Source organism: Pseudomonas sp. p1(2021b), assembly GCF_020151015.1.
In the GTDB taxonomy this organism is placed as follows: Bacteria; Pseudomonadota; Gammaproteobacteria; order Pseudomonadales; family Pseudomonadaceae; genus Aquipseudomonas; species Aquipseudomonas putida_K.
This window is the reverse complement of the sequence record NZ_CP083746.1, coordinates 2426812-2449367: the sequence shown is the minus strand read 5'-3', so window position 1 is coordinate 2449367 and position 22556 is coordinate 2426812. Positions and strand designations below refer to the sequence as shown.

16 protein-coding genes are annotated in these 22556 nt (G+C 64.6%); 7 read left to right on the top strand and 9 right to left on the bottom strand.

Going from position 1 to position 22556, the window contains the following annotated elements:
• Window positions 1-206: 206 nt before the first annotated feature.
• The 5 genes from K8374_RS11350 to K8374_RS11330 form a co-directional block, all read right to left on the bottom strand.
• Window positions 207-875, bottom strand: coding sequence for a phosphoribosyltransferase (locus tag K8374_RS11350; RefSeq protein ID WP_224459114.1), 669 nt, complete (start codon window positions 873-875; stop codon window positions 207-209).
• Window positions 876-879: 4 nt separating this feature from the next.
• Window positions 880-2214, bottom strand: a complete 1335-nt coding sequence (locus tag K8374_RS11345; RefSeq protein ID WP_224459113.1) for an erythromycin esterase family protein — start codon at window positions 2212-2214, stop codon at window positions 880-882.
• Between the two features lie 69 nt (window positions 2215-2283).
• Window positions 2284-2931 (bottom strand): DUF2238 domain-containing protein, encoded by a 648-nt coding sequence (locus tag K8374_RS11340; protein WP_224459112.1) that lies wholly within the window; start codon window positions 2929-2931, stop codon window positions 2284-2286.
• Window positions 2932-3639: 708 nt separating this feature from the next.
• On the bottom strand, window positions 3640-4068 hold the full coding sequence (locus K8374_RS11335) for a VOC family protein (protein WP_224459111.1): 429 nt from the start codon (window positions 4066-4068) through the stop codon (window positions 3640-3642).
• 88 nt (window positions 4069-4156) lie between these two features.
• Entirely contained in the window at window positions 4157-5083 is a 927-nt protein-coding gene (locus tag K8374_RS11330; RefSeq protein WP_224459110.1) for an alpha/beta fold hydrolase, read from the bottom strand.
• Between the two features lie 191 nt (window positions 5084-5274).
• Here K8374_RS11330 and K8374_RS11325 point away from each other — a divergent pair, with 191 nt between their 5' ends.
• Complete coding sequence (locus tag K8374_RS11325; protein ID WP_224459109.1) at window positions 5275-10233, top strand: dermonecrotic toxin domain-containing protein; 4959 nt, start codon at window positions 5275-5277, stop codon at window positions 10231-10233.
• Here K8374_RS11325 and K8374_RS11320 read toward each other — a convergent pair.
• Together K8374_RS11320 and K8374_RS11315 are read right to left on the bottom strand one after the other, a co-directional pair.
• The gene (locus K8374_RS11320) at window positions 10227-12731 is read right to left on the bottom strand and encodes a UvrD-helicase domain-containing protein (RefSeq protein WP_224459108.1); all 2505 of its coding nucleotides are present in this window, start codon (window positions 12729-12731) and stop codon (window positions 10227-10229) included. The genes K8374_RS11325 and K8374_RS11320 overlap by 7 nt on opposite strands.
• Window positions 12721-12918 (bottom strand): hypothetical protein, encoded by a 198-nt coding sequence (locus K8374_RS11315; RefSeq protein ID WP_224459107.1) that lies wholly within the window; start codon window positions 12916-12918, stop codon window positions 12721-12723. The genes K8374_RS11320 and K8374_RS11315 overlap by 11 nt, the downstream gene beginning before the upstream one ends.
• Here K8374_RS11315 and K8374_RS11310 point away from each other — a divergent pair.
• On the top strand, window positions 12917-13615 hold the full coding sequence (locus K8374_RS11310) for a pirin family protein (RefSeq protein ID WP_224459106.1): 699 nt from the start codon (window positions 12917-12919) through the stop codon (window positions 13613-13615). The two genes, K8374_RS11315 and K8374_RS11310, sit on opposite strands and share 2 nt — an antisense overlap.
• 43 nt (window positions 13616-13658) lie before the next feature.
• Here the strand turns inward: K8374_RS11310 and K8374_RS11305 are convergent, their stop codons facing one another.
• Together K8374_RS11305 and K8374_RS11300 are read right to left on the bottom strand one after the other, a co-directional pair.
• The gene (locus K8374_RS11305) at window positions 13659-14534 is read right to left on the bottom strand and encodes an alpha/beta fold hydrolase (protein ID WP_224459105.1); all 876 of its coding nucleotides are present in this window, start codon (window positions 14532-14534) and stop codon (window positions 13659-13661) included.
• Between the two features lie 21 nt (window positions 14535-14555).
• Window positions 14556-15176, bottom strand: a complete 621-nt coding sequence (locus K8374_RS11300) for a LysE family translocator (protein ID WP_224459104.1) — start codon at window positions 15174-15176, stop codon at window positions 14556-14558.
• A gap of 144 nt (window positions 15177-15320) precedes the next feature.
• Between K8374_RS11300 and K8374_RS11295 the strand changes: the two genes are divergently transcribed.
• The 5 genes from K8374_RS11295 to K8374_RS11275 all read left to right on the top strand — a co-directional run bounded on the left by K8374_RS11295 (window position 15321) and on the right by K8374_RS11275 (window position 22543).
• A complete protein-coding gene (locus K8374_RS11295; protein ID WP_224459103.1) occupies window positions 15321-15803 on the top strand; it encodes a GNAT family N-acetyltransferase in 483 nt (160 codons plus the stop codon).
• Window positions 15804-15954: 151 nt separating this feature from the next.
• Complete coding sequence (locus K8374_RS11290; RefSeq protein WP_224459102.1) at window positions 15955-16410, top strand: REP-associated tyrosine transposase; 456 nt, start codon at window positions 15955-15957, stop codon at window positions 16408-16410.
• A 287-nt stretch (window positions 16411-16697) separates the two neighbouring features.
• Complete coding sequence (gene mexE, locus K8374_RS11285; protein WP_224459101.1) at window positions 16698-17939, top strand: multidrug efflux RND transporter periplasmic adaptor subunit MexE; 1242 nt, start codon at window positions 16698-16700, stop codon at window positions 17937-17939.
• A gap of 12 nt (window positions 17940-17951) precedes the next feature.
• Window positions 17952-21131 (top strand): efflux RND transporter permease subunit, encoded by a 3180-nt coding sequence (locus K8374_RS11280; protein WP_224459100.1) that lies wholly within the window; start codon window positions 17952-17954, stop codon window positions 21129-21131.
• Window positions 21128-22543, top strand: a complete 1416-nt coding sequence (locus tag K8374_RS11275) for an efflux transporter outer membrane subunit (protein ID WP_224459099.1) — start codon at window positions 21128-21130, stop codon at window positions 22541-22543. The genes K8374_RS11280 and K8374_RS11275 overlap by 4 nt, the downstream gene beginning before the upstream one ends.
• Window positions 22544-22556 lie beyond the last annotated feature (13 nt).

Below are 22556 nucleotides of genomic sequence, written 5' to 3'. Positions count from 1 at the left end.
TGGGCTATAGGCCGAAGGTGCCCCACACTACGCATTCACCAATGCACCCAGGCCGTGGGTTGTGCAAGATTGCGCGAAGCACGACAGGACGAGCCGCCCAGGATCGCAGCAAGGTCTGTTGAAGAATAATCGGCTTTGCCCGGATAACCATGCAAACCCGACCACGCGCCTTGACAAGCGGCATGGTCGGGACGCCATGGGACCGCTCAGCCCTCCCTGCTGGCCGCCAGCAACCGCACCACTTCGTCATCGCTGGTCTGCTCGAACCGGTCATAGTGCAGCCCCACCGCACGAAACGGCTCGGGCATTTCCAGGCATACCAGCTCATCGACCAGGGGGCGCAGCATCGCCACCGCTTCCCGCGCGCCCACCGGGGCAGCGAACAGCAAGCGCGACGGCCCGCTGGCGGCCAGGGCCAGCAAGGCGGCACGGGCAGTGTTGCCGGTGGCGATGCCATCGTCCACCAACACCACCTCACGGCCCGACACATCAGGGGCTGGGCGATCCCCGCAGTAGGCCCGGCGGCGCCGCTGGATCTCCAGCAGTTGCCGATCACGCTCGGCGTCGAACCCATCCTGGGAGGCGCCGAACAGCGCCATCATCGCCTGGTCGGCCACGCAGTAAGGCGGGTTGCCCTCGGCCACGGCACCGATGGCGAACTCCTCGTTGCCCGGTGCGCCGATCTTGCGCACCAGCACCAGGTCCAGTGGCGCAGCCAACGCCTTGGCCACTTCGTAGGCGACCGGCACGCCGCCACGGGGCAAGGCGAGCACCAGCGGCTGGCCTTGTACCCGCGACTTGAGCGCCTGGGCCAGGGCACGCCCGGCCTGGCGACGGTCTTTGAATACAGGGTGCTGGGAAAAATAGGTATTCATGACATCAGACTCCGAACGGGAAGGTGTCTTCCTCGTGGCTGGCGCTCTCGGGCACCGGCAGCGGCGTGACGGCAGCGGTCTGCTCGATCCACACCAGGGCATCGAACTGGTCGGCCAGCGACGCCTCGAAATAATGGCTCTGGCGCTCGGTGGCCGGGCGGTAGATGACGCCGATGGCACGCTCGAGCAAAGGTTCGGCCAGGGCCGCGCGCAATGCCTGCGTGCCCTCCCCGCGCCAGTCGGTCAACGAGGCCGCGATGCCGGCATCGAGGAAACGGCGTTCCCAACTGTCCGGACGTGACGGCAGGACCTGCTTGATCCGCACCGGGGCATCCCAATCATCGGCGGCAGCCACCTGGCCACGGTCGGTACTCATGCCGATCAATACCGCATCCTGCCCGAAGGCGGTGCGGCACAGCTGGCCCAAGTTGAGCTCGCCGCGCCAGCCCATCTGGGTGGCGGCAGCGTTGCCGATATGGGAATTGTGCGCCCACACCACCGCCTTGGCCTCTTCGCCGCGATGGGCGAGCAAGGCCCGCAAGGTGTCGAACATATGGGTGTCGCGCAGGTTCCAGGAGGCCGCCGAGCCGCGGTACATGGCCCGGTAGTACTGTTCGGCGGCGCGCACCACACGGGCGTTCTGGGTGGCGTCGAAGAAGGCTTCGCCATCATCGGCCAGACGCGCCAGGCGTTCGGCCAGCAGGCTGTTGAGCTGCTGCACCACCGCATCCTCGCACGGCACCTGGCCACCGCGCTCGACGAAGTGCCCATACAGGGCGGGGTCGTCCTGCCATGGGGTGAGGCACCCGTAGCGTTGGCGGGCCTCTCGCGCCAGCTCGGTGTCGGTGCGGTCCAGGTAGGCCAGCACTTCGGCCATGGAGTTGCGCAGGCTGTAGATGTCCAGGCCACGGAACTCGATACGCGCCTCGCTCGCCAAGGGCTGGTTGTGGCCATGCAGCCAATGGATGAACTCGCGCACCTCGACGTTGCGCCACATCCAGCTGGGAAAGCGCGCGAACGCCGGGTCGCGGGTGGGCGCGGTCCCCAGGCCCCGCACCTTGCGATCGAGCTGGCCGGCATCGGGCCAGTCGGCCTCCACCGCGACGATGGTGAAGCCGTGCCGCTCCACCAGCCGTCGGGTGATGGCGGCCCGAGCCCGGTAGAACTCCCGGGTGCCGTGGCTGGCCTCACCGATCAGCACGACCTTGGCGTCGGCATAGCGGTCGAACAGCTCGCCGAACAGTGGCGCATCGATGTTCGGCAGCGGCTCGCCATGGCGGCGCAGCAGCGTCAGCAGCGCCTGGTCGGCAGCTTCGCGAGTCTTGGCGGGGGCAGACATGGGCAGCTCCTCTGGATCGTCTTCCGATATGTCGGGAGACGCCAGGTCGGCGCGGGATGTTCCTCGGCATCACCTGGGCGGTCGAACACTCCGCAATGTGCCCCACGCAAGACTGGCCAGCGCCCCGCCAAGCGCCAGCGCCATGTCCTTCTGCGCATCCCAGGGGTCGCGCTGGGTGGCGACGAAGGCCCGAGCCGTGTCGGTGCCCACGTATTGGCCACCGACCCATTCGATCAGTTCGTACAACGCCGAGGTGGCCAGCACCAGGTTCAACGCCAGAAAGGCGAGCCAAGCCCCACGCAGGGGCGTCAGACGCCATAGCGTTTCGCGCAGCGGCCGATAGAACAGCAGGCCATAGCTCAGGTGGACCAAACGATCGTACTGGTTGCGTTGCCAGCCCATGGCCGCGTTCAACGACTGGTCGAACAGGCTCTGCCACCAACGGTTGTAGGGCACTTCGGCGTAGGTGTAGTGCGCCCCCAGTTCATGCACGGCCAGTAACAGCAGGATAGCCAGGTAGGCCTGCCATGACAGGCGCAACCAGCGCCAGCCGACGACCAAGGCCAGTATCAGGGCCAGCGGGACGAGGTTCTCCATCAGCCAGTCGGCGCGGTGGCGGGGCATGATGCCGGACGCCAGCACCGTGGCCATGGCCAGTACCAGCAAGGTCACGGCCTGGGCGGGTGTGGCGTGTGGGGCAGGGGACTGTCGGGCCACGATGATGATCTCGTTGGGCTGTCTTTGCTTAGAGTCATCTCGTTAAAGGTGTTCTGCTTGATCGGTGGATCTGTAGGAAATATTCCAGATCTTCGGCCTACCCATAACTAGCGCTACCCTGTGGGGCAGCTTGCCGGCGATTGGGCCAACACTTCGATCATGCCTAGCATCAGCGGCAGCCTTGCGCTTGCTTGTGATATGCGATAGCCCAGGCGCCGCCAAACGCGACGTCAGGAGGCCGAGCGGAAGCCTTTGTAAAAATCGACTGCATTGAAAATAGCGAAATATCCATTCGCCATGGAGGCGCTGATTCACCTTTTCGCCTTTACGGCGACCTACTTTTGCTCTTGGGCAAAAGTAGGCAAAAACCGCTGGCTCCTGCATCCGGCCCCTGCGCTTCGCTCCGGGGTTCCCTCGCTCCGGCATTACTCCCGGTGGGGCGCGGCGAAGGGCCATCCATGGCCCTGCGCCGCTTGCCGGGCATCCATGCCCGGCACCCACCTCCGTAATGCCTCCACTCGGCCTCCTGACGTCGCGTTTGGCGGCGCCTGGGCTATCGCGCATCGCAAGCAAGAGCAAAGGCAAAGGCAAAGGCATCCTCTTACAAAAAATTAATAACCAATTGATTTCGCGGGGTATTTTTAGCCATCGCTGCGCAAGACCACAGGAGCAGCGCCCGATTACCGTCGTCTGGCAAGGACTTGGCCCTTATCGCGGGGCCAGCTCACAGGACACCGGCCCCTTGAGCTCGACCTGATTGCCGTCGGGGTCGAAGCAATACAGCGAGGGCCCCTCGCCCTCGGCGCCGTAACGTTTCTCCGCAGGTTCCACGGTGACCCCGGCCGCTTGCAGGTAGTCGACCAAGGCGTGCTCATCAAAAGGTTCGATGCGCAGGCAGAAGTGATGCAGGTTATGCCCCTGCCCGCTCGGCGCCGGCCCGCCTGGGCGCCCTAGCGGCCCATCGAGGCTCACCAGGTCGATCAACGCCGTGCCTGCCGCCAGGTGCACCATGCACAGGTCTTCCCGGGTTCGGCTCACCTGGCAACCGAGCAGGTCACGGTAGAAGGCGATGCTACGGTCCAGGTCATGAACCCGTAGAACAATATGGTCGATGTGCTGGATGACGAACGGTGGCATGCCGTAGCTCCTTTGAGCGACCTGGGAAAAGGTACGTGGGCAACATAGCCCATCCCAAGGTGCACCGACAGCCCCCCGTTTCGCGCGGCTACTCGTTGACCAGGCGCTGCAACTGGCCATGATCATGGGTGGCCAGCACCCGCAGGATCAGGTCGACCAGGGTGCGGTCCGGGCCTTCGAGATGGAAGTGATGCCCTCCCGGATGCCAGGTGACCCGGGCGTGGCCAGGCAGGGCCCCCTGTCGTGGCTCGACACCATCCCCGGCGAAGGCGCCCTGGCGCCCGAGCATCAGGTATAGCGGGCAGGCGATCTGCCTGAGCAGGTCGCAGGCTTCACGCTCGGTCAAGGGCATGGGTTCGGGCAGCACCAGGCGCGGGTCGTGGCGCCAGCAATAGCCCTCGCCCACCTGCAACAGGTCGCGCTGGGCCAACAGCCGTGCGGCCTCGGCGGACAAATTGCCATCGAGCCGGTTGCGCCGTTGGGCGAGCGCGGTATCCAGGTCATCGAACTGGCTCCCGCCAGGCTCGGCAAAACCTTGCAGACGGCTGCGCCGGACCATGCGCTTGAGGCGATAGGCCCGGGCCAGGTGCGCCACACGATCATCCTCGGCGACCGTGAACGGCGCCCCCATACCATCGAGGAAGATCATACTGGCGATGCTGCTGGTCAGTGCCGCCAGCAGCGAGGCGATACCGGTGCCCATGCCGTGGGCCAGGACATGAAAATGCCCAAGGCCCAGGCTGTCGACCACCGCCAGCATGTCTTCGGCGTGTTCCCACAGGTAATAGCCGCTGTCGTCGCGGCGATGATCGGAACGGCCGTGGCCGGCAAGGTCCGGTGCGACCACAAAGCACCCGTCGAGCAGGGGTGCCAACCGGTCGAATGAAGCGGCGTTGTCCAACCAGCCGTGCAATGCGAGCACCGGAATGCCATCTTCCGGGCCCCAGCAACGCACGGCAATCTCGACGCCATCGAGGTCTAGCAGGTGATCCTTGGGACTGCACTGCGAACGCATGAACTCTCTCCCTTGGCTATGGCCTGGCGCCAGCGCACAGGCCGGTAGCCTACCTTGGCCCAGCCAGACACGGCCCGCTGCCCCGTCACCGACGACAACATGTGCGACACCGACCCTTGGGTAGTATCTCGTTATCGCCTGCATCATCCCGCACGACCGCTCAATGGCAGCTCTTTGACAAGGAGTTGACCATGACCACCGAGGCCCCCTTCCACCACGCACAGATCGTTCGTTCCCTGCCCTCCTGGAGCAAGCACGTGCATGCGCACTACCTTTCCGGCCTGTTGGCCAGGTTGCGCAAAGACTACCTCCAGGCCGACGGCACGGCCCATGGCTGGTATGCCGAGGCCAGCGCCGCACAACAGCAAGCCCTGCGCGAGGCCATCGAACGCAGGGACTCCAGCCGCAAGGCCCTGCAACATGCGTTGAAGCCGCTCAAGGGCATCACCGAGTTCTGTAAACCGCTGCTGGAGCGACGCCTGGGCATCGACGACCCTGTCGAACAGGCGCAATACCATTTCCAGCCCTTCAAGCCGATCATCGAGGCGATTACGGAGGACACCGCCACCGTTGCCGCACAGACCGACCGGCAGCGCTACGAGCGCGACCCGCAGGGCAAGGCACGCATGCTCAGCCTGCTGGAAGCGGCGCTGCACAACTTCGAGAGCCCGGACGCAGCCGGCCCCTTCAGTGCCCTGCAACGCAGCAAGACCGACACACGCCCGGTCGCCAGCCCGGTAGCGGGCCTGACAGCCGCAGGGTTCGTCAGGATCTGCCGTGACCTGGACCTGGGCCAGCAGTACCAACAGCATCTGGCTTCACTGTTCGAGGGCCCTGCCTCGGCCTGGATCCAGCGCCTGTCCATCCAGGCCAACCGTGACGAGCTAACGGTCCAGGCCTGGATCGCCCGCCTGCGCGGTCGGCTGAGCGAGGCTGGACACGCAGCGCTGATGCAGCTGTGCCAGAGCGCTGCCGACCCGCAGTATGCGGGCCGACCACTGAAATGCTGGCGGATCAGCCTGTTCGCGACTGCGCTGAACGAAGTGCTGGTGATCGGCCCGGACCAGGACGATGCGACCAACCCGTGCATCGTCTACATTCCCGGTGCGCCGGATGCGCCGTTGCACGAATATGCCTCGGCAAGCCAGGCCGCTGGCGATCTGGCCAAGCGCATGCAGGATGCTGGCCTGCTGCGGCAGGTGATCGGCTTCGCCCCCCATGCCCTGCAAGGCGAATTGACCGGCAAGCTGCACCAGGCGCTGTTCACCGAGAAGCATTTGTTTGGTCGTAAGGTCCGGGTGAACAAGGCATCGCCCAGGGTCTTCTACGAACGTATCGCTCTGCCTGACAATCCCTGGCTCACGCTTTACCGCGACCACGTGCGCCGTCTCAAGGGCGATGCCGCAAGCATTGCGGTGCCCACCGCCGATGCCGACGCCAAGTCGCGCCTGGAGCGGCTGGAATACTGGCTATCGGTGGGGTTGGACGTGCTCAACGTCGCCGCGATGTTCGTGCCTTTGCTCAACCCGATCATGATGACCATCGGTGCGGCACAGATCATGGGCAGCGTGTTCCATGGCATCGAAGCCTGGGAGGACGACGATACCGCCCAGGCGCTTGCCCAGGTGGAATCCATCGCGGCCAACCTCGCCACCGTGGCGGGCATCGGCGCGGGGCTAAAGGCGCTCAAGGCCTCGGGCTTCGTCGATGCCATGCAGTCGATCCTGCACGAAGGCGAGGAGCGACTGTGGCGTCCAGACCTCTCTCCCTACCAGAGCCCCGTGCAGCTGCCTGGCGAGCTGTCGCCGGACGCACAAGGCCTGTATGCGCTGGAAGATCGCCACTACATTCGCATCGAAGGCCGCACGTACCAGCTCGAACAAGGCGAACAGGGCAGTTGGCGCTTGCTTCATCCCAGTGCCTCCGACGCCTATCGCCCTCGTCTGCAGCATAACGGTCACGGTGCCTGGCGCCTGGCCCTGGAACAACCGCTGGACTGGAGCGATGTGCAACTGATGCGCCGTCTCGGGCAGGTGACCGAAGGGTTGCAGGACGACGACCTGATCATGGTCATGAACGCCACCGGCACGGATGCCGACGTGCTGCGCCGCGTGCACATCGATGGGCAACGGCCACCGGCGCTGCTCGTCGATGCGCTCAAGCGCCTGCGCATCGACCAAGAGACCAGCGATGTCATTTCTCGCGTACGCCATGCCCAGCCGCTTGCAGCATACAAACACTATGCGCTTTCAGCCCTGCCCATGTTGCCAGGCTGGCCCGAAGATCATGTCATCCTGGCATACGAAGGCCCGGCCCCCCTGGGCGCGGTCACCCGCTATGGCGCAGCGCAGACGCCCGGCGAAGTGCAGATAATGATTACCCGCACTGCACTGGAACAAGGCCATCTGAGCCAGACGGTTGCAGCGCAGATGGCGCCAGAGACATTCACCGCACTGCTGTCGGCCAATGGGGCACGAGGTGCGGGCGCTTCTGCCTTGGACGAATGCTTGGCCGATCACCTGGCTGGCCAGCGCACGGCCGTGTTCGAGAGCCTGCAGGCGAGCCGTCGACAGCCCCTGAGCGCGCCAGCGCAGCTGTTGGCCGGCCAATTCGGCGGCGTACCGGACGACGCCCTGCAGGCCCTCCTCGACCATGCCAGCCCCACCGAGAGGCATCGCCTGGCTGCCGGTCGCATTCCGTTGCGCATCGCCGAGGAGGCACGACGTCTTCAGGCCCGTGCCCGACTGGACCGGGCCTTGCTGGGCCTGAACCGACCCACCCTGGCCAATGCCGATAGTCAGCGCCTGGCCGATGCGCTGTCGGCAGAGCAGCCCGATGCCAGCTTGGCAGCGCGCCTTGACGCCGTACAGGCGGACCGAAGCCTGGCATCCCGGTTGATCGGCCAGCAACCCATCAAGCCCTTTTGGCGCTCCCCGATGCGTTTGAGCGATGGGCAACTGGGCTACCCGCTCAGTGGCCGGTTCCGCTTTCGAGAACTGTTCAGGACCGGCCAGAATGCCACGCATACCCAACTGCAAGGCCTGTATCCAGGGCTACGCCCAGACGAAATCCGCAACCTGGCCCAGGAGATGGCCCTGCATGGCAACGTTGCAGAACAGCTCAGGGTGCTGAGCCAGCAGCGTGCGACCCTCACCGAATCGCTCCAATACTGGACCGATACCGCACCAGAGGATGAATACGAAAGCCGCCGAACGTTAAGCCGGCTGCTTGCTCGCACCTGGGCCCGCGATGGCGGCCAACGCCTGCACCTTGACCGCCTGGCACTCGACGCCCTGCCCTCGTTGCCCGTGCCATTTCCCCACATCAGGGAGCTTTCCATCGATGGCCTGCCACTGCGGACGATTCCAGCGGATTTCCTGCAGAGTTTTCCGAATCTGCAGCAACTGGAACTGACCAACAACCCGCAACTGGATACGCACGCCCTGTTCCAGGCCCTGCGCAGCGCGCCGGGCCTGCATGAGCTGACACTCATCCGCTCGCCACTGGCCCGCTTGAACACCGAAGCTCGCGAGGCATTGAGTGCCATGCGGCACCTGCGCGTGCTCCGCCTCTCTCATGCTGGCTTGGAGCTGGGCGTCGCCGACATGCAGGTGCTGGCACGGCTGCCACTGCAGATACTGCAGCTCGAAGCCAATGCCATCGACCTCACCCCTGGCCTGGCAGCGCATTTCGGCCAATTGACGTCGTTGCGTGAACTTAGGCTGTCGAACAACCCACTGGGGCTCGCCCCCCTGCTGGGCGACCTGCACAACCTTGAAGGCCTCTATCTGGACGGCTGCCTGCTCACGCAATGGCCCACGGGGCTGACCGAGTTGATGGAGCGGCAAAATTGCCGATTGCGCGATCTTCAGCTGAGCACAAACCACATTACCGAATTCCCGATGCTCGAGCGGATCCTGCAAAGCACCTTCGTCAATGAGCTACGTACGGGTCGGCGCCTGCTCATCTGGACCTTCTTCGACAACGGCATCCCTGAACAGACGGCCGAACGCTTGCGTGAAGTGGGCGTCAGGGTCCTTGAAACACGGGAGCTGCAACCGCTGCTACCGCCCGAGATACCCCATGACGTCCCCCCGGTGAACTGGCTCGACACCGCCACAGACAGACAACGCCAACTGTGGAGCACGCTGTTCGAAGACGGTGCCTACCCGAATCTGCAACAGGTCATCGAGCGCGTCGGGCGCTCGGAACAGGCGCGTACCAGCCCGGAAGCCTTGGCCAGGCAAATCTGGAGCCTGCTGGAGAAGGCCAGTCAGGATGAATACCTGCGAGCCCATCTGGAACAGATAGCCAGTGACTTCCCGCCTAACTGTGGCGATGCAGGTACGGATGGGTTCAGCACACTGGAAGTCGAGGTGCTGGCCTATAGCGAAAGTATCGACGGTACGATCGCCGGGCCACGCTTGTTCGCCTTCTACGGTCGCCTGTTCCGCCGCGAGCAGGTGAACATCCTGGCGGCGCGTATCTACCTGGCCCGGTTGCGCGTCCAGACTGCCTACCGCGAATGGGAAACCCTGCCAGCCGCCCAAAGAGGCAACACCCCGCAGTTGCCCCCGCTCGATCCACTCGATGACATCCACCCGGAACAGCTACGTACGGCCTTGATCGATGACATCGAAATACGCTTGGCCTTGCGCCAGGCCGTGGCGCCTCGGCTCGAGGTTCCGGAGCCCAGCCACGAGATGCTCTACCGCCAGACGGCGATGATTTCTGACAGTACAGCGGACGCTGTCATCAACGCCGTTGAACGGTTCGATGAAGAAGAGCAGAACGACCCGTTGCGACATGCCTGGGTCGCGCGGCAGCCGAGTTGGCAGCGTTTTCTCAAGAAACGCTACGCCGACGACTTCGACGCGCTGAACGCCCGCTGGCAATCGGGCCTGGACTACCTGGATTACTGCCTGGACGCCCAGGCCGACCCCATCGATGCGTTGGATGACGCTGTGATCGAGGCCATCACGCCAGAGTTGCCGGAGTCACCACGGGATACCGCAGGGCAGTTACGCCGGGTCGAAGTGAACGAGGGGCAGCACCTGCAAGCGGTCAAGCGACTGCTGGACGCACGCCTGGCGCAGGAAGAAGCCCTGTTGCTCGAACTGACCCGGCAACAGGACCCGAACGCTCAGTGACCGCGTAGATCCTCGAAAAACGCATGTCGGCCGGCCACCTGGGCGGAGGCTCGCGGCGCCCCCGCAAGCTCGCCATTGGCCGGCTCGACATGCCAATAGCAGTGCCTGACCGCACGGGTCACCGCCACATAGGCCAGGCGCTGCACTTCTTCCTTCTGCGCCGTGTCGAATGCCTGGGCATCGCCCGGACGCCCCAGGCCCGCCAGGCGGTACGCCTGGTTCTTGTAGGGTGAACTGGTCAGGTACTGGCAATCGCCGAGCATGAACACGGCGTCGGCCTGCAGACCCTTGGCGCTGTGGTACGTCAGCTGGCGCAGCCGGCGCTGGTCGGGCGGCAAGCTGGAATCCGCCTTGTACACCGCTGACAAATGCTGATCCATCAATGATTTATCAGAACTTTTTCGAAACAGCATCATGACCGTTTCGCCCCGTTGGTAGTGTTCCATCAAGGTCTTGGCCAAGGCGGCCTCGTCGCGCTCGAAGACTTTCACCGGCGATAGCGGCAGCTCGGCAGCCAGGCCGCTGGCCTTGGCCTTCTTGCCTGCGATAGCCTGTGCGCCTTTTACCAGGTGTTCAGCTGCATCGATGATGTGTTGCTGGCTGCGATAGTTTTCCACCAGCATGACCCGGGTATTGGCCGGCGACGGGAAAGCCTTGGTGAATTCCATGAAGTATTTCGGCGAACTGCCGCGCCAGCCGTAGATAGACTGCCAATCGTCGCCCACGCACATCAGCGAGCTGTGTCCGGCGTTGCGCCCGACGTGCATGGCCGATCCACGCCTGCGGATCTCGGCCAGGCTCGCCCGCAGCCAGCTGACGATCTGCGGCGAGACGTCCTGGAACTCATCGATCATCAGGTGCGCCAACGGGCGCAGCAGTGGGTCGGGCAAAAGGCGCAGGTTTTCCGGGTTGTGCTCGCCGAACAGCGCGAACATGCGGTTGTAGGTCATCACCGGAGGCGACTGTGCCAGCAGATGGGCTTCCAGGGCTTTCCAGTAGAGTGCCAAGGCTTCGAAGAACAACGCGTCGCTGTCATCGGGCGGGAAACGCATGGCAGCCACGGCGCGGTTCACATCCAGGCCCAGGTTTTCGATGAAGCTGGCAGCGCTGACGAATGCATCGAGCAACGGTGCCGGCGCCAGCTCGCCCTTGACCTTGTATTCGAAGCCCGGGCCCGCGACGGCATCGCCCGCCAGGGTGGCGGCAAGCCGCTTCGCCGCCGAATAGCTTTCCAACCAAATCAATGGCTTGTCGCAGAAAGCTTGAAACAGGGTGCGCTTGACCGCCCATTCCGCGCGAACCCCGAGCTTGGCGCCCGGACGTTGGTACTGGGCGCTTTCGGACGGGTCGAAGCCCAGCACCACCCACGCATCCAACCCTTCGAGACGGCCATGCACGTGGAACCGGCTGCCGCGGATCTGCACGGTATCGCGGCACGGCTCGATGCCCTTGATCGGCCAGGCGCCGGCGGCGAACCACAAGTCCTCGATCACGTCGCACAGCTCTTCGTCACGCTGGGCAGCCAGTTGGGTCACCTGCACACGCTTCTGCACGTCGGGGTGGTCCGGGTCCAGGGGTTTGAGCTGCAGGGCCTCGCGTCGCAACGCACCGATCAGTTCGGCGAAGCGTGAGTTGCCTTGCAGCAGGTCGCGATAGCACAGGTTCAGCTGCTGGCGCTGGGCGTCATTCAAACGCAAGTCGAACGGGTTGCCCTCGGCGTTGGCTTCGCCACCAGCTGGCAGGTCCTGCCCCAGGGTCTCGAATGCCCGCAGTTGACCGAAGCCCGGCAGGCTGCGCACCAGCGGCAGGATGCGCGAATGGAAGGTACGCACCAGTTCGCGGGCCTGGGCGGGATGCAGATCGAGCTGCCAGAGGGCGAATACCTGCACCAGGCGCTTGATGAAGTCCTTGCGCGATTCGCGGGTGAAGGTCACCACCGTCATGGCATCGAGCTCGTAGCCCAGGTAATGGCGCAACAGCAGGATGCGCAGCACCAACGAGGTCGACTTGCCCGCGCCTGCACCGGCCACCACGCAGGTGGACGGGGTATCGCTGAAGATCAGCTTCCATTGCGCGGCGCTGGGCTGGGCCTCGGCAGGCAGGCGCTGGGCGACATCGGCCTTGAAGCGCTTTTTCAATTCGGCGGACAGCGGTAGGCGCCAGTCGTCGAACAGCTTGTCGTCCTGGCCAGGTACCCCAGCGGCGTCGGGACGGACATCGCGGATCACCAGCACCTGACGGCCAGCTTCGTAGCCTTCGACCCGACCGCGCTCGTAGCCTTCACGCACGCCATCGGCATGGCCGCGACGCTGGCCGGTCGCATGGCCGAGGAACCAAGAGTCGCGGTGCTGCGCTTGTAGACGGGTCAGGCCGCGGCCCAGCAGGCGAGCGGCCAAGCGGCGAAACCAGGGCAGTTGGGCCGGCGGCGCCAGGTCTGCAGGGGCTGGGGGATGCTCGTGAGGCACGGTCACTCCGTTGAAAATCGAATCAACGGGCATGTTCGCCCCATCTGCGAAAAATCGCCAGCGAATGCTTGCAGATCAGTGGATTAGGCGATGAATCGCAGGCTTTACCCAAACAAAACAAATCCAATAAATAGATCAAAACAAGCCGATATTTACGCTTATTTTCGATCTTTTTTTGGCGCATCATGGCTCCATCAACCGATTCAAGGAGCACGACCATGCTGCAACTGCGTCCGTTCGAAAGCCTGGGCCATGCCAATCACGGCTGGCTCGATGCCCACCACCACTTCTCGTTCGCCGAGTACTACGACCCGGCGCGCATGAATTGGGGCAATCTGCGCGTCTGGAACGACGACCTGATCGCCGCCGGCGGAGGCTTCCCGCCACACCCGCACCGGGACATGGAAATCATCACCTACGTCCGTGAAGGGGCGATCACCCACCAGGACAGCCTGGGCAACAAAGGCCGCACCGAGGCCGGCGACGTCCAGGTAATGAGCGCGGGCACCGGCATCGTGCACAGCGAATACAACCTGGAAAAGGTCGACACGCGGATCTTCCAGATCTGGATCATGCCTGAGCGGGTCGGCGAAGCGCCGTCCTGGGGCACCCGGCCCTTCCCCAAGGGCGAGCGCGGTGAAGGCTTCGTGACCCTGGCCAGCGGCCGGGCCGGCGATGAAGACAGCCTGCGCATCCGCACCGATGCGCGCCTGGTGGCCGCAACCCTGCGTGCTGGCGAAAGCGCCGAATACCGCTTCGACGCGGGACGCCGGGGTTATCTGGTGCCTGCCAAGGGGCTGGTGGAGGTCAATGGCCTGCGGGCCAAAGCCCGGGATGGCGTGGCCATCGAGCAGGAGCAGGTGTTGCAGGTAACGGCCGTCGAGGACAGCGAGATCGTCCTGGTCGATGTGGCCTGATCTGGCCTGGCCCGGTCGCGTTCCTACATCACATGCAAACCCGTCAATGGGCGAGCAGCCAGGTCACCACCTGCTGCGCCGCCCCCGCCGGATCCTCCTGCATGAAGCAATGCCCCCCGGGCACCTGCCGAGCGTTCACATGGGGATTGAGCGCGGCCAGCCGCTGTACCGAATGGGGAACGAACGGATAGGTATGCTCGCCATACAGGATGGACGTCGGCACCTTGATCTGCAGAAGGTGGGACCACATCCGCTCAGGGAACGAACTGAAGATCTCCGCTTCCCGGCTGGGCCTGCACTTGAGCACCACCCCTTCCCCGCACTCGCCCACGGCATGCTCCACATAGGCCTGCAATGCTGCCTCGCTCCAGCCCTTGAAGATGCCCCGACCTTGCAGCGATGCCGTGACCGCCTCGCGGTCGGGCCAATGGCTGCGCCGGGTCGCGGCCTTGCGAGCCAAGCTGTGACGGCGGTGCAGCCCGACCAGTGCAGCCACGCCCATCACGCCGAGCATGCGCCGGCTGAACAATACCGGGTCGAGCAGCATGGCGCGGCTGAACAGGTGTGGCTCGCTGGCCAGGATCAACCCCGTCAGCACACCGCCAAAGCTGTGGCCCACCGCAACGCGCGGCACGTCCCCATACTCGCCCCGCCCGGCCTCGAACGCCTCGACCGCCAGCTCGGCGCTGCGGTTCCAGCCCCGGAAGGGCCCACCATGGTCGCTGTCGCCATGGCCCTGCACGTCACTGAGCCACAGGTCGAAGTGCTCACCCAGCGTCATCAGCATGGGCTGGTAGGCCAGGCTGCAGAAGCCGTTGCCATGCAGGAAATGCAGCAACGGCCGCCCGCTGGCCGGTGACCGCCAGCCGCGCAGGGTGAAACCTTCGGAGCTTTCGTGGGACCAGGGAATCAACTGCATCGCTTTGCTGTACTCATCGGTCTAGGAAAAAGACGATTCTACAAACAGCAGCGGGTACAACGAAATCACCAACAACAGGGCCATCAGGACATTGAACAGCATCAACCAGCGCGGGTTTTGCAGGAAGTTGCGCAAGGCGCTGCCGAACATCACCCAGATACCGACGCTGGGCAGGTTGACCAGGGCGAACAAGGCGGCGATGACGATGACGTTGAGCACATAGCCCTGGGCAGGCGTATAGGTGGTGATCGCCCCCACCGCCATCACCCAGGCCTTGGGGTTGACCCACTGGAATGCCGCCGCCCCCCAGAAGCCCAGCGGCTTGCCTGCGCCCTTGGTATCGCCGGACATCGGCCCGGAGGTGGCGATCTTCCAGGCCAGGTACAACAGGTACGCCGCACCGACGTAGCGCAAGAGGGTGTACAGCGGCGGCCAGGCCTTGAACAGCTCGCCCAGGCCGAAGCCCACCGCCAGCACCATCACCATGAAGCCGATGCTGATACCCAGGGCATGAGGAATGGAGCGGCGCACACCGAAGTTGACCCCCGAGGCGAGCAGCATGGTGTTGTTCGGCCCCGGCGTGATCGAAGAGACGAAGGCAAAGAGCACGAAGGCGGTGAGCAGATCGATGGATCCAAGCATGGTGGGCTTCCACAAGGGTTGTTGTGTTGTCACACTAGCGGAGCGATTTTCCTTGCGACCCGTACAGTTACGTTAAATTGCACCGATACACATGACTGTATCGGTCCGAAGCACCCTGCCCTGCACCTTCAAGGATGCCCGACCATGAGCCTGACCATTCGCCCCGCCGTACGCGCCGACGCCGCGCAGATCCTTGCCTTCATCACCGAGCTTGCCGACTACGAGCGCGCCCGCCACGAAGTGGTGGCGAGCCTGGGCGACATCGAGCGCAGCCTGTTCGATGAGGGCAGCACGGTGCACAGCCTGATCTGCGAGCGGGATGGCTTGGCCATCGGCTTTGCCGTGTACTTCTACAGCTATTCCACCTGGCTGGGCCGCAACGGTATCTACCTGGAAGACCTGTATATCACCCCGGAGCAACGCGGCGACGGAGCTGGCCGTCAGTTGCTGCGTCATATCGCCCGCGAGGCCGTGGCCAAGGGCTGCGGGCGCCTGGAGTGGAGCGTGCTGGACTGGAACGAGCCGGCAATCGGCTTCTACCGGTCCCTGGGGGCCGAGCCTCAGGATGAGTGGGTTCGCTACCGGCTCGATGGTGAGCGCTTGGCGCAATTCGCTGCACAGGCCTGAAGGCCCTGGGGCCGCGTCGCGGCCCATCGCAGGCTTCGCCAGCTCCCACGAGCCGACACGGTGAAATGTAGGACACATCCTGTGCCATTGAGCCAATAGCACCTTCGCGACTCGCAGCTACCTTGAGTATTCCACTTCAAGGAAAAAGGCCATGGACAGTCCAGGATCTCACCGGCTTCGCCAGGGCCGGGTGTCTATTCAGGCTCAGATATACCTGCTGACCACAACGGTGCAGCACCGCCAACCCATATTCCGTGATTTCCATCTGGCCAGAATATTGGTCGGAGAACTGCGCAAGGCTCAAGAAACGGGCCTGGCCCGGTCACTGGCATGGGTGGTAATGCCCGACCATCTGCATTGGCTGCTCGAGCTCCAGCACACCTCGCTGGATGCACTGATGCGACGGGTCAAATGCCGAAGCGCCTACTTGGTCAACCGGTCCTATCAGCAACAGGGCGGCCTCTGGCAAAAGGGATACCATGACCGAGCACTGCGCGAGGAGGACAATATACGGGCGACCGCTCGCTACATCGTGGCCAACCCATTGCGCGCCGGTCTGGTGTCGACAATAGCGGACTACCCTCATTGGGATGCCACATGGCTCTAGCCCTCCAGAGGACAGAGACATCAGCAGCGAGCGCTTCGCACTCGATCGCAGGCTTCGCCCACACAGCAGCAACTAAGCCCCAAGGGTGAAATCGTGGGAGCTGGCGGAGCCTGCGATGGGCCGCAACGCGGCCCCCTGTCGAGGACACCTGGCTTTCATGTGTCCTGATCGATGATGCCGCCGGACTTATCATTCCGCTTGATAATAACCTTCGCCCCGTTCGATTCGTTCCCCGCGCGCAAGGCTCGCAGAATCCGCCCACTATCCAATAATTGGCGGAGTTCTCCATGGAACAATCATTCAAACCCTTGCGCTTTCCACTCGCTGCGTTGGCAGTGATGGTGATCGCCGCTTGTGGCAGAGCCCCGGAAGCCGTGCAGGCGCCCGCCGCACCCAAGGTCAGCGTGGCCAAGGTGATCGAGCAGCCGATCAACGAATGGGACGAATTCACCGGTCGTCTGGAAGCCCCGGAAACCGTCGAGGTGCGCCCGCGCGTGTCGGGCCAGATCGACCGGGTGGCCTTCACCGAAGGCGCCCAGGTCAACAAGGGCGACCTGCTGTTCCAGATCGACCCACGCCCGTTCCAGGCCGAAGTCCGTCGTCTGGAGGCCGAGCTGCAACAAGCCAAGGCCACCGCCATCCGCAGCGCCAACGAAGCGCGCCGCGGCGAACGCCTGCGTGACAGCAACGCCATCTCCGCCGAACTGGCCGAATCGCGCAGCAGCGCCGCTGCCGAAGCCCGCGCCGGGGTAGATGCGATCCAGGCCCAGCTCGACCTGGCCCGCCTCAACCTGAGCTTCACCCGCGTCACCGCACCGATCAGCGGACGGGTCAGCCGTGCCCAGTTCACCGCCGGCAACATCGTCACCGCCGATGTCACCCCGCTGACTTCGGTGGTGTCCACCGACAAGGTCTACGCCTACTTCGACGCCGACGAGCGCGTGTACCTCAAGTACACCCAGCTGGCTCGCGATGGCCAGCGCGGCCAGAGCACCCCGGTGTACCTCGGGCTGACCAACGAAACCGGTAACCCGCACCTGGGCCAGATGAACTTCGTCGACAACCAGGTCAACCCGCGCACCGGTACCATCCGTGGCCGCGCCGTGTTCGACAACCGCGACGGCCGCTTCACCCCGGGCCTGTACGCCCGCCTGAAGCTGGTCGGCAGCGCCAAATACGACGCGGTGCTGATCAACGACGAAGCCGTGGGTACCGACCTTGGCAAGAAGTTCGTGCTGGTCATGGACAAGGACAACAAGGCCGCCTACCGCGCCGTGGAGCTGGGGCCCAAGCTCGAAGGCCTGCGCATCGTGCGCAGCGGCCTGAGCAAGGATGACCGCATCGTGGTCAAGGGCCTGCAGCGCGTACGCCCAGGCTCCCCGGTAACGCCCGAGGAAACCCCGATGGCCAGCGAAGAGACCCTCGCCACCCTGGCTCGCCAGCGCCAGGCCCTGGAGGCCAGCAACCCGACCCCGACGGTGGCCGGTTCCAACGACAAAGTCGCCAGTGCCCAGGCACCTCGCGGTTAAGGATCGATGCCGATGAACTTCTCCAAATTCTTCATCACACGGCCGATCTTCGCCGCCGTGCTGTCGCTGGTGTTGCTGATCGCAGGCTCCATCGCGCTGTTCCAGCTGCCGATCAGCGAATACCCCGAAGTGGTGCCGCCCACCGTGGTGGTGCGCGCCAACTTCCCCGGCGCCAACCCCAAGGTGATCGGCGAAACCGTGGCCGCGCCCCTCGAGCAGGCCATCACCGGCGTCGAGAACATGCTGTACATGTCCTCGCAGTCGACCGCCGACGGCAAGCTGACCCTGACCATCACCTTCGCCCTGGGCACCGACCTGGACAACGCCCAGGTACAAGTGCAGAACCGCGTGACCCGCACTCAGCCCAAGCTGCCGGAGGAAGTGACGCGCATCGGTATCACCGTCGACAAGGCCTCGCCCGACCTGACCATGGTCGTGCACCTGACCTCGCCGGACAACCGCTACGACATGCTCTACCTCTCCAACTACGCCATCCTCAACATCAAGGATGAGCTGGCACGCCTGGGTGGCGTGGGCGATGTGCAGCTGTTTGGCATGGGCGACTATTCCCTGCGGGTATGGCTGGACCCGAACAAGACCGCCTCGCGCAACTTGACCGCCAGCGACGTGGTGGCGGCCATCCGCGAACAGAACCGCCAGGTCGCCGCCGGCCAGCTGGGTGCCCCACCCGCCCCGGGTTCGACCAGCTTCCAGCTGTCGATCAACACCCAGGGCCGCCTGGTCAACGAGGAAGAGTTCGAGAACATCATCATCCGCGCCGGCGACAACGGCGAGATCACGCGCCTGAAGGACATCGCCCGGGTCGAGCTGGGTTCGAGCCAGTACGCCCTGCGTTCGCTGCTCAACAACCAGCCGGCGGTGGCGATCCCGATCTTCCAGCGCCCAGGCTCCAATGCCATCGAGATCTCCGACGAAGTGCGGGCGAAGATGGCCGAGCTGAAGCAGGATTTCCCCGAGGGCATGGACTACAGCATCGTCTATGACCCGACCGTGTTCGTGCGCGGCTCCATCGAGGCGGTGGTGCACACCCTGTTCGAGGCGCTGGTGCTCGTTGTATTGGTGGTGATCCTGTTCCTGCAAACCTGGCGCGCCTCGATCATCCCGCTGATGGCGGTGCCAGTCTCCTTGATCGGTACCTTCGCGGTGATGCACCTGTTCGGCTTCTCGCTCAATGCGCTGTCGCTGTTCGGCCTGGTGCTGGCTATCGGCATCGTGGTGGATGACGCCATCGTCGTGGTGGAGAACGTCGAGCGCAACATCGGCCTGGGCCTCAAGCCGCTGGAGGCCACGCAAAAAGCCATGAGCGAAGTGACCGGGCCGATCATCGCCACAGCCCTGGTACTGTGCGCCGTGTTCGTGCCGGCGGCGTTCATCTCCGGGCTGACCGGGCAGTTCTACAAGCAGTTCGCCCTGACCATCGCCATCTCCACCGTGATCTCGGCGTTCAACTCCCTGACCCTGTCGCCGGCCCTGGCCGCGGTATTGCTCAAGGACCACCATGCGCCCAAGGACCGCTTCTCGCTGCTGCTGGAAAAACTCCTGGGCAGCTGGCTGTTCGCCCCGTTCAACCGCTTCTTCGACCGCGCCAGCCATGGCTACGTCGGCGGCGTGCGCCGGGTCATCCGCTCCAGCGGCATCGCGCTGTTCGTCTATGCAGGGCTGATGGGCCTGACCTACCTGGGCTTCTCGTCGACCCCGACCGGGTTCGTGCCGGCCCAGGACAAGCAGTACCTGGTGGCCTTCGCCCAACTGCCGGACGCAGCCAGCCTCGACCGCACCGAGGCAGTGATCAAGAAGATGAGCGAAATCGCCCTGGAGCAACCTGGCGTGGCCGACTCGGTGGCCTTCCCGGGCCTGTCGATCAACGGCTTCACCAACAGCCCCAACAGCGGCATCGTGTTCACCCCGCTCAAGCCGTTCGACGAACGCAAGGACCCGAGCCAGTCGGCGGCAGCCATCGCGGCGGCGCTGAACGCCAAGTTCGCTGACATCCAAGACGCCTACATCGCGATCTTCCCGCCGCCGCCCGTGCAGGGCCTGGGCACCATCGGTGGCTTCCGCCTGCAGATCGAGGACCGTGGCAACCTGGGTTACGAAGCGCTGTACAAGGAAACCCAGAACATCATCGCCAAGAGCCATGACGTGCCGGAGCTGGCCGGCCTGTTCACCAGCTACCAGGTCAACGTGCCCCAGGTCGATGCCGCCATCGACCGGGAGAAGGCCAAGACCCACGGCGTGGCCATCAACGACATCTTCGAGACGCTGCAGATCTACCTGGGCTCGCTGTACACCAACGACTTCAACCGCTTTGGCCGCACCTACCAGGTCAACGTCCAGGCCGAGCAGCAGTTCCGCCTCGACGCCGAGCAGATCGGCCAGTTGAAGGTGCGCAACAACCTGGGCGAGATGATCCCGCTGGCGACCTTCCTCAAGGTCAGCGACACCTCCGGGCCCGACCGGGTGATGCACTACAACGGCTTCATCACCGCCGAAATCAACGGTGGCGCAGCGCCGGGCTACAGCTCCGGCCAGGCTGAAGCCGCCATGGAGAAACTGCTCAAGCAGGAGTTGCCCAACGGCATGACCTTCGAATGGACCGACCTCACCTACCAGCAGATCCTGGCAGGCAACACGGCACTGTTCGTCTTCCCGCTGTGCGTGCTGCTGGCCTTCCTGGTGCTGGCGGCCCAGTACGAAAGTTGGAGCCTGCCGCTGGCAGTGATCCTGATCGTGCCGATGACCCTGCTGTCGGCCATCACCGGCGTGATCATCTCCGGCGGTGACAACAACATCTTCACCCAGATCGGCTTGATCGTGCTGGTGGGCCTGGCGTGCAAGAACGCCATCCTCATCGTCGAGTTCGCCAAGGACAAACAGGCCGAAGGCCTCGATCCGCTCGCTGCGGTGCTGGAAGCCTGCCGCCTGCGGCTGCGGCCAATCCTGATGACGTCGATCGCCTTCATCATGGGTGTGGTGCCGCTGGTGTTCTCCTCCGGTGCCGGTGCCGAGATGCGCCATGCCATGGGCGTGGCGGTGTTCAGCGGAATGATCGGCGTGACAGTGTTCGGCCTGTTCCTGACTCCGGTGTTCTTCTTCCTGATCCGCCGTTTCGTCGAACGTCGCCAGGCCCGCAAGGCCGAGCGCGCGCCCTCGCTGGAGAGCCATGCATGAACCTGCTCAAACCCCTGACCCCGAGCCTGCTGGCACTGGCCCTGGCGGCTTGCGCGGTGGGCCCGGACTACCAGGCACCGCAGACCGAGCCTGCGCACATCGATACCCAGGCGCCGGCCAAGGCCTTCGACCGTAGCCGCTTCGAAAGCGTGTGGTGGAAGCAATTCGACGACCCGGTGCTCAACCAACTGGTGCAAGCCTCGCTGGACGGCAACCGCGACCTGCGCGTGGCCTACGCCCGGCTCAAGGCGGCCCGGGCGATCCGCGAGGATGCGCAGAACGACCCACTGCCGGTGGTCACCAGCCGCGCCAGCAGCGAGATCGGCAAAGGCCAGGTCCCCGGCCAGACCGAGCGCCGGGTCAACAGCGAACGCTATGACCTGGGCCTGGACATGGCCTGGGAGCTGGACCTGTTCGGTCGCATACAGCGGCAGATCGAAGCCAGCCAGGCGCAGGAGGCCGCTGCGGCGGCCGACCTGCAGCAGTTGCAGGTCAGCCTGATCGCGGAACTGGTCGATGCCTACGGCCAGCTGCGCGGTGCCCAGCTGCGCGAGAAGATCGCCCTGGCCAACCTCAAGACCCAGCAGGAATCGCGCAGCATCACCGAGACGTTGCGCGATGCCGGCGTGGGCAACGAGCTGGACGTGGTACGCGCCGACGCCCGCCTGGCCGCGGTAGAGGCAACGGTGCCGCAATTGCAGGCCGAACAGGTGCGGGCACGCAACCGGATCGCCACCCTGCTTGGCCAACGGCCGGATGCATTGAGTGTCGACCTCTCGCCCAAGGCGCTGCCGGCCATCGCCAAGGCATTGCCGGTGGGCGATCCAGGCGAACTGCTGCGCCGACGTCCGGACATCCGCAGCGCCGAACGCCAGCTGGCGGCGGCCACGGCGAACGTCGGCGTGGCCACGGCCGACCTGTTCCCACGGGTGAGCCTGAGCGGGTTCCTGGGCTTTACCGCCGCGCGCGGTTCACAGATCGGCTCGTCGGCGGCCAATGCCTGGGCGCTGGGCCCGAGCATCACCTGGGCGGCATTCGACCTGGGCAGCGTGCGGGCTCGCCTACGCGGGGCCAAGGCCGATGCCGAAGGGGCCCTGGCCAATTATGAACAGCAGGTCTTGCTGGCACTGGAAGAGTCCTCCAATGCCTTCAGCGACTACGGCAAACGCCAGCAACGCCTGTTGGCCTTGATGCGCCAGAGCGAAGCGAGCCGCAAGGCAGCCGACCTGGCATCGGTTCGCTACCGGGAAGGCACGGTGGACTACCTGGTGTTGCTCGATGCCGAGCGCGAGCGGCTAAGCGCCGAGGATGCCCAGGCACAGGGCGAGGTCGAGCTGTACCAGGGCATCGTGGCGATCTACAAGGCCCTGGGCGGTGGCTGGCAGCCGGAGGCGGTGGCCAGCGCTCGCTGACGTTTCGACGTTT

Coding starts and splice junctions, on each gene's coding strand:
- K8374_RS11350 (WP_224459114.1), bottom strand. CDS start 875: ATGAATACCTATTTTTCCCAGCACCCTGTATTCAAAGACCGTCGCCAG.
- K8374_RS11345 (WP_224459113.1), bottom strand. CDS start 2,214: ATGTCTGCCCCCGCCAAGACTCGCGAAGCTGCCGACCAGGCGCTGCTG.
- K8374_RS11335 (WP_224459111.1), bottom strand. CDS start 4,068: ATGCCACCGTTCGTCATCCAGCACATCGACCATATTGTTCTACGGGTT.
- K8374_RS11330 (WP_224459110.1), bottom strand. CDS start 5,083: ATGCGTTCGCAGTGCAGTCCCAAGGATCACCTGCTAGACCTCGATGGC.
- K8374_RS11325 (WP_224459109.1), top strand. CDS start 5,275: ATGACCACCGAGGCCCCCTTCCACCACGCACAGATCGTTCGTTCCCTG.
- K8374_RS11320 (WP_224459108.1), bottom strand. CDS start 12,731: ATGCCCGTTGATTCGATTTTCAACGGAGTGACCGTGCCTCACGAGCAT.
- K8374_RS11310 (WP_224459106.1), top strand. CDS start 12,917: ATGCTGCAACTGCGTCCGTTCGAAAGCCTGGGCCATGCCAATCACGGC.
- K8374_RS11315 (WP_224459107.1), bottom strand. CDS start 12,918: ATGGTCGTGCTCCTTGAATCGGTTGATGGAGCCATGATGCGCCAAAAA.
- K8374_RS11305 (WP_224459105.1), bottom strand. CDS start 14,534: ATGCAGTTGATTCCCTGGTCCCACGAAAGCTCCGAAGGTTTCACCCTG.
- K8374_RS11300 (WP_224459104.1), bottom strand. CDS start 15,176: ATGCTTGGATCCATCGATCTGCTCACCGCCTTCGTGCTCTTTGCCTTC.
- K8374_RS11295 (WP_224459103.1), top strand. CDS start 15,321: ATGAGCCTGACCATTCGCCCCGCCGTACGCGCCGACGCCGCGCAGATC.
- K8374_RS11290 (WP_224459102.1), top strand. CDS start 15,955: ATGGACAGTCCAGGATCTCACCGGCTTCGCCAGGGCCGGGTGTCTATT.
- mexE (WP_224459101.1), top strand. CDS start 16,698: ATGGAACAATCATTCAAACCCTTGCGCTTTCCACTCGCTGCGTTGGCA.
- K8374_RS11280 (WP_224459100.1), top strand. CDS start 17,952: ATGAACTTCTCCAAATTCTTCATCACACGGCCGATCTTCGCCGCCGTG.
- K8374_RS11275 (WP_224459099.1), top strand. CDS start 21,128: ATGAACCTGCTCAAACCCCTGACCCCGAGCCTGCTGGCACTGGCCCTG.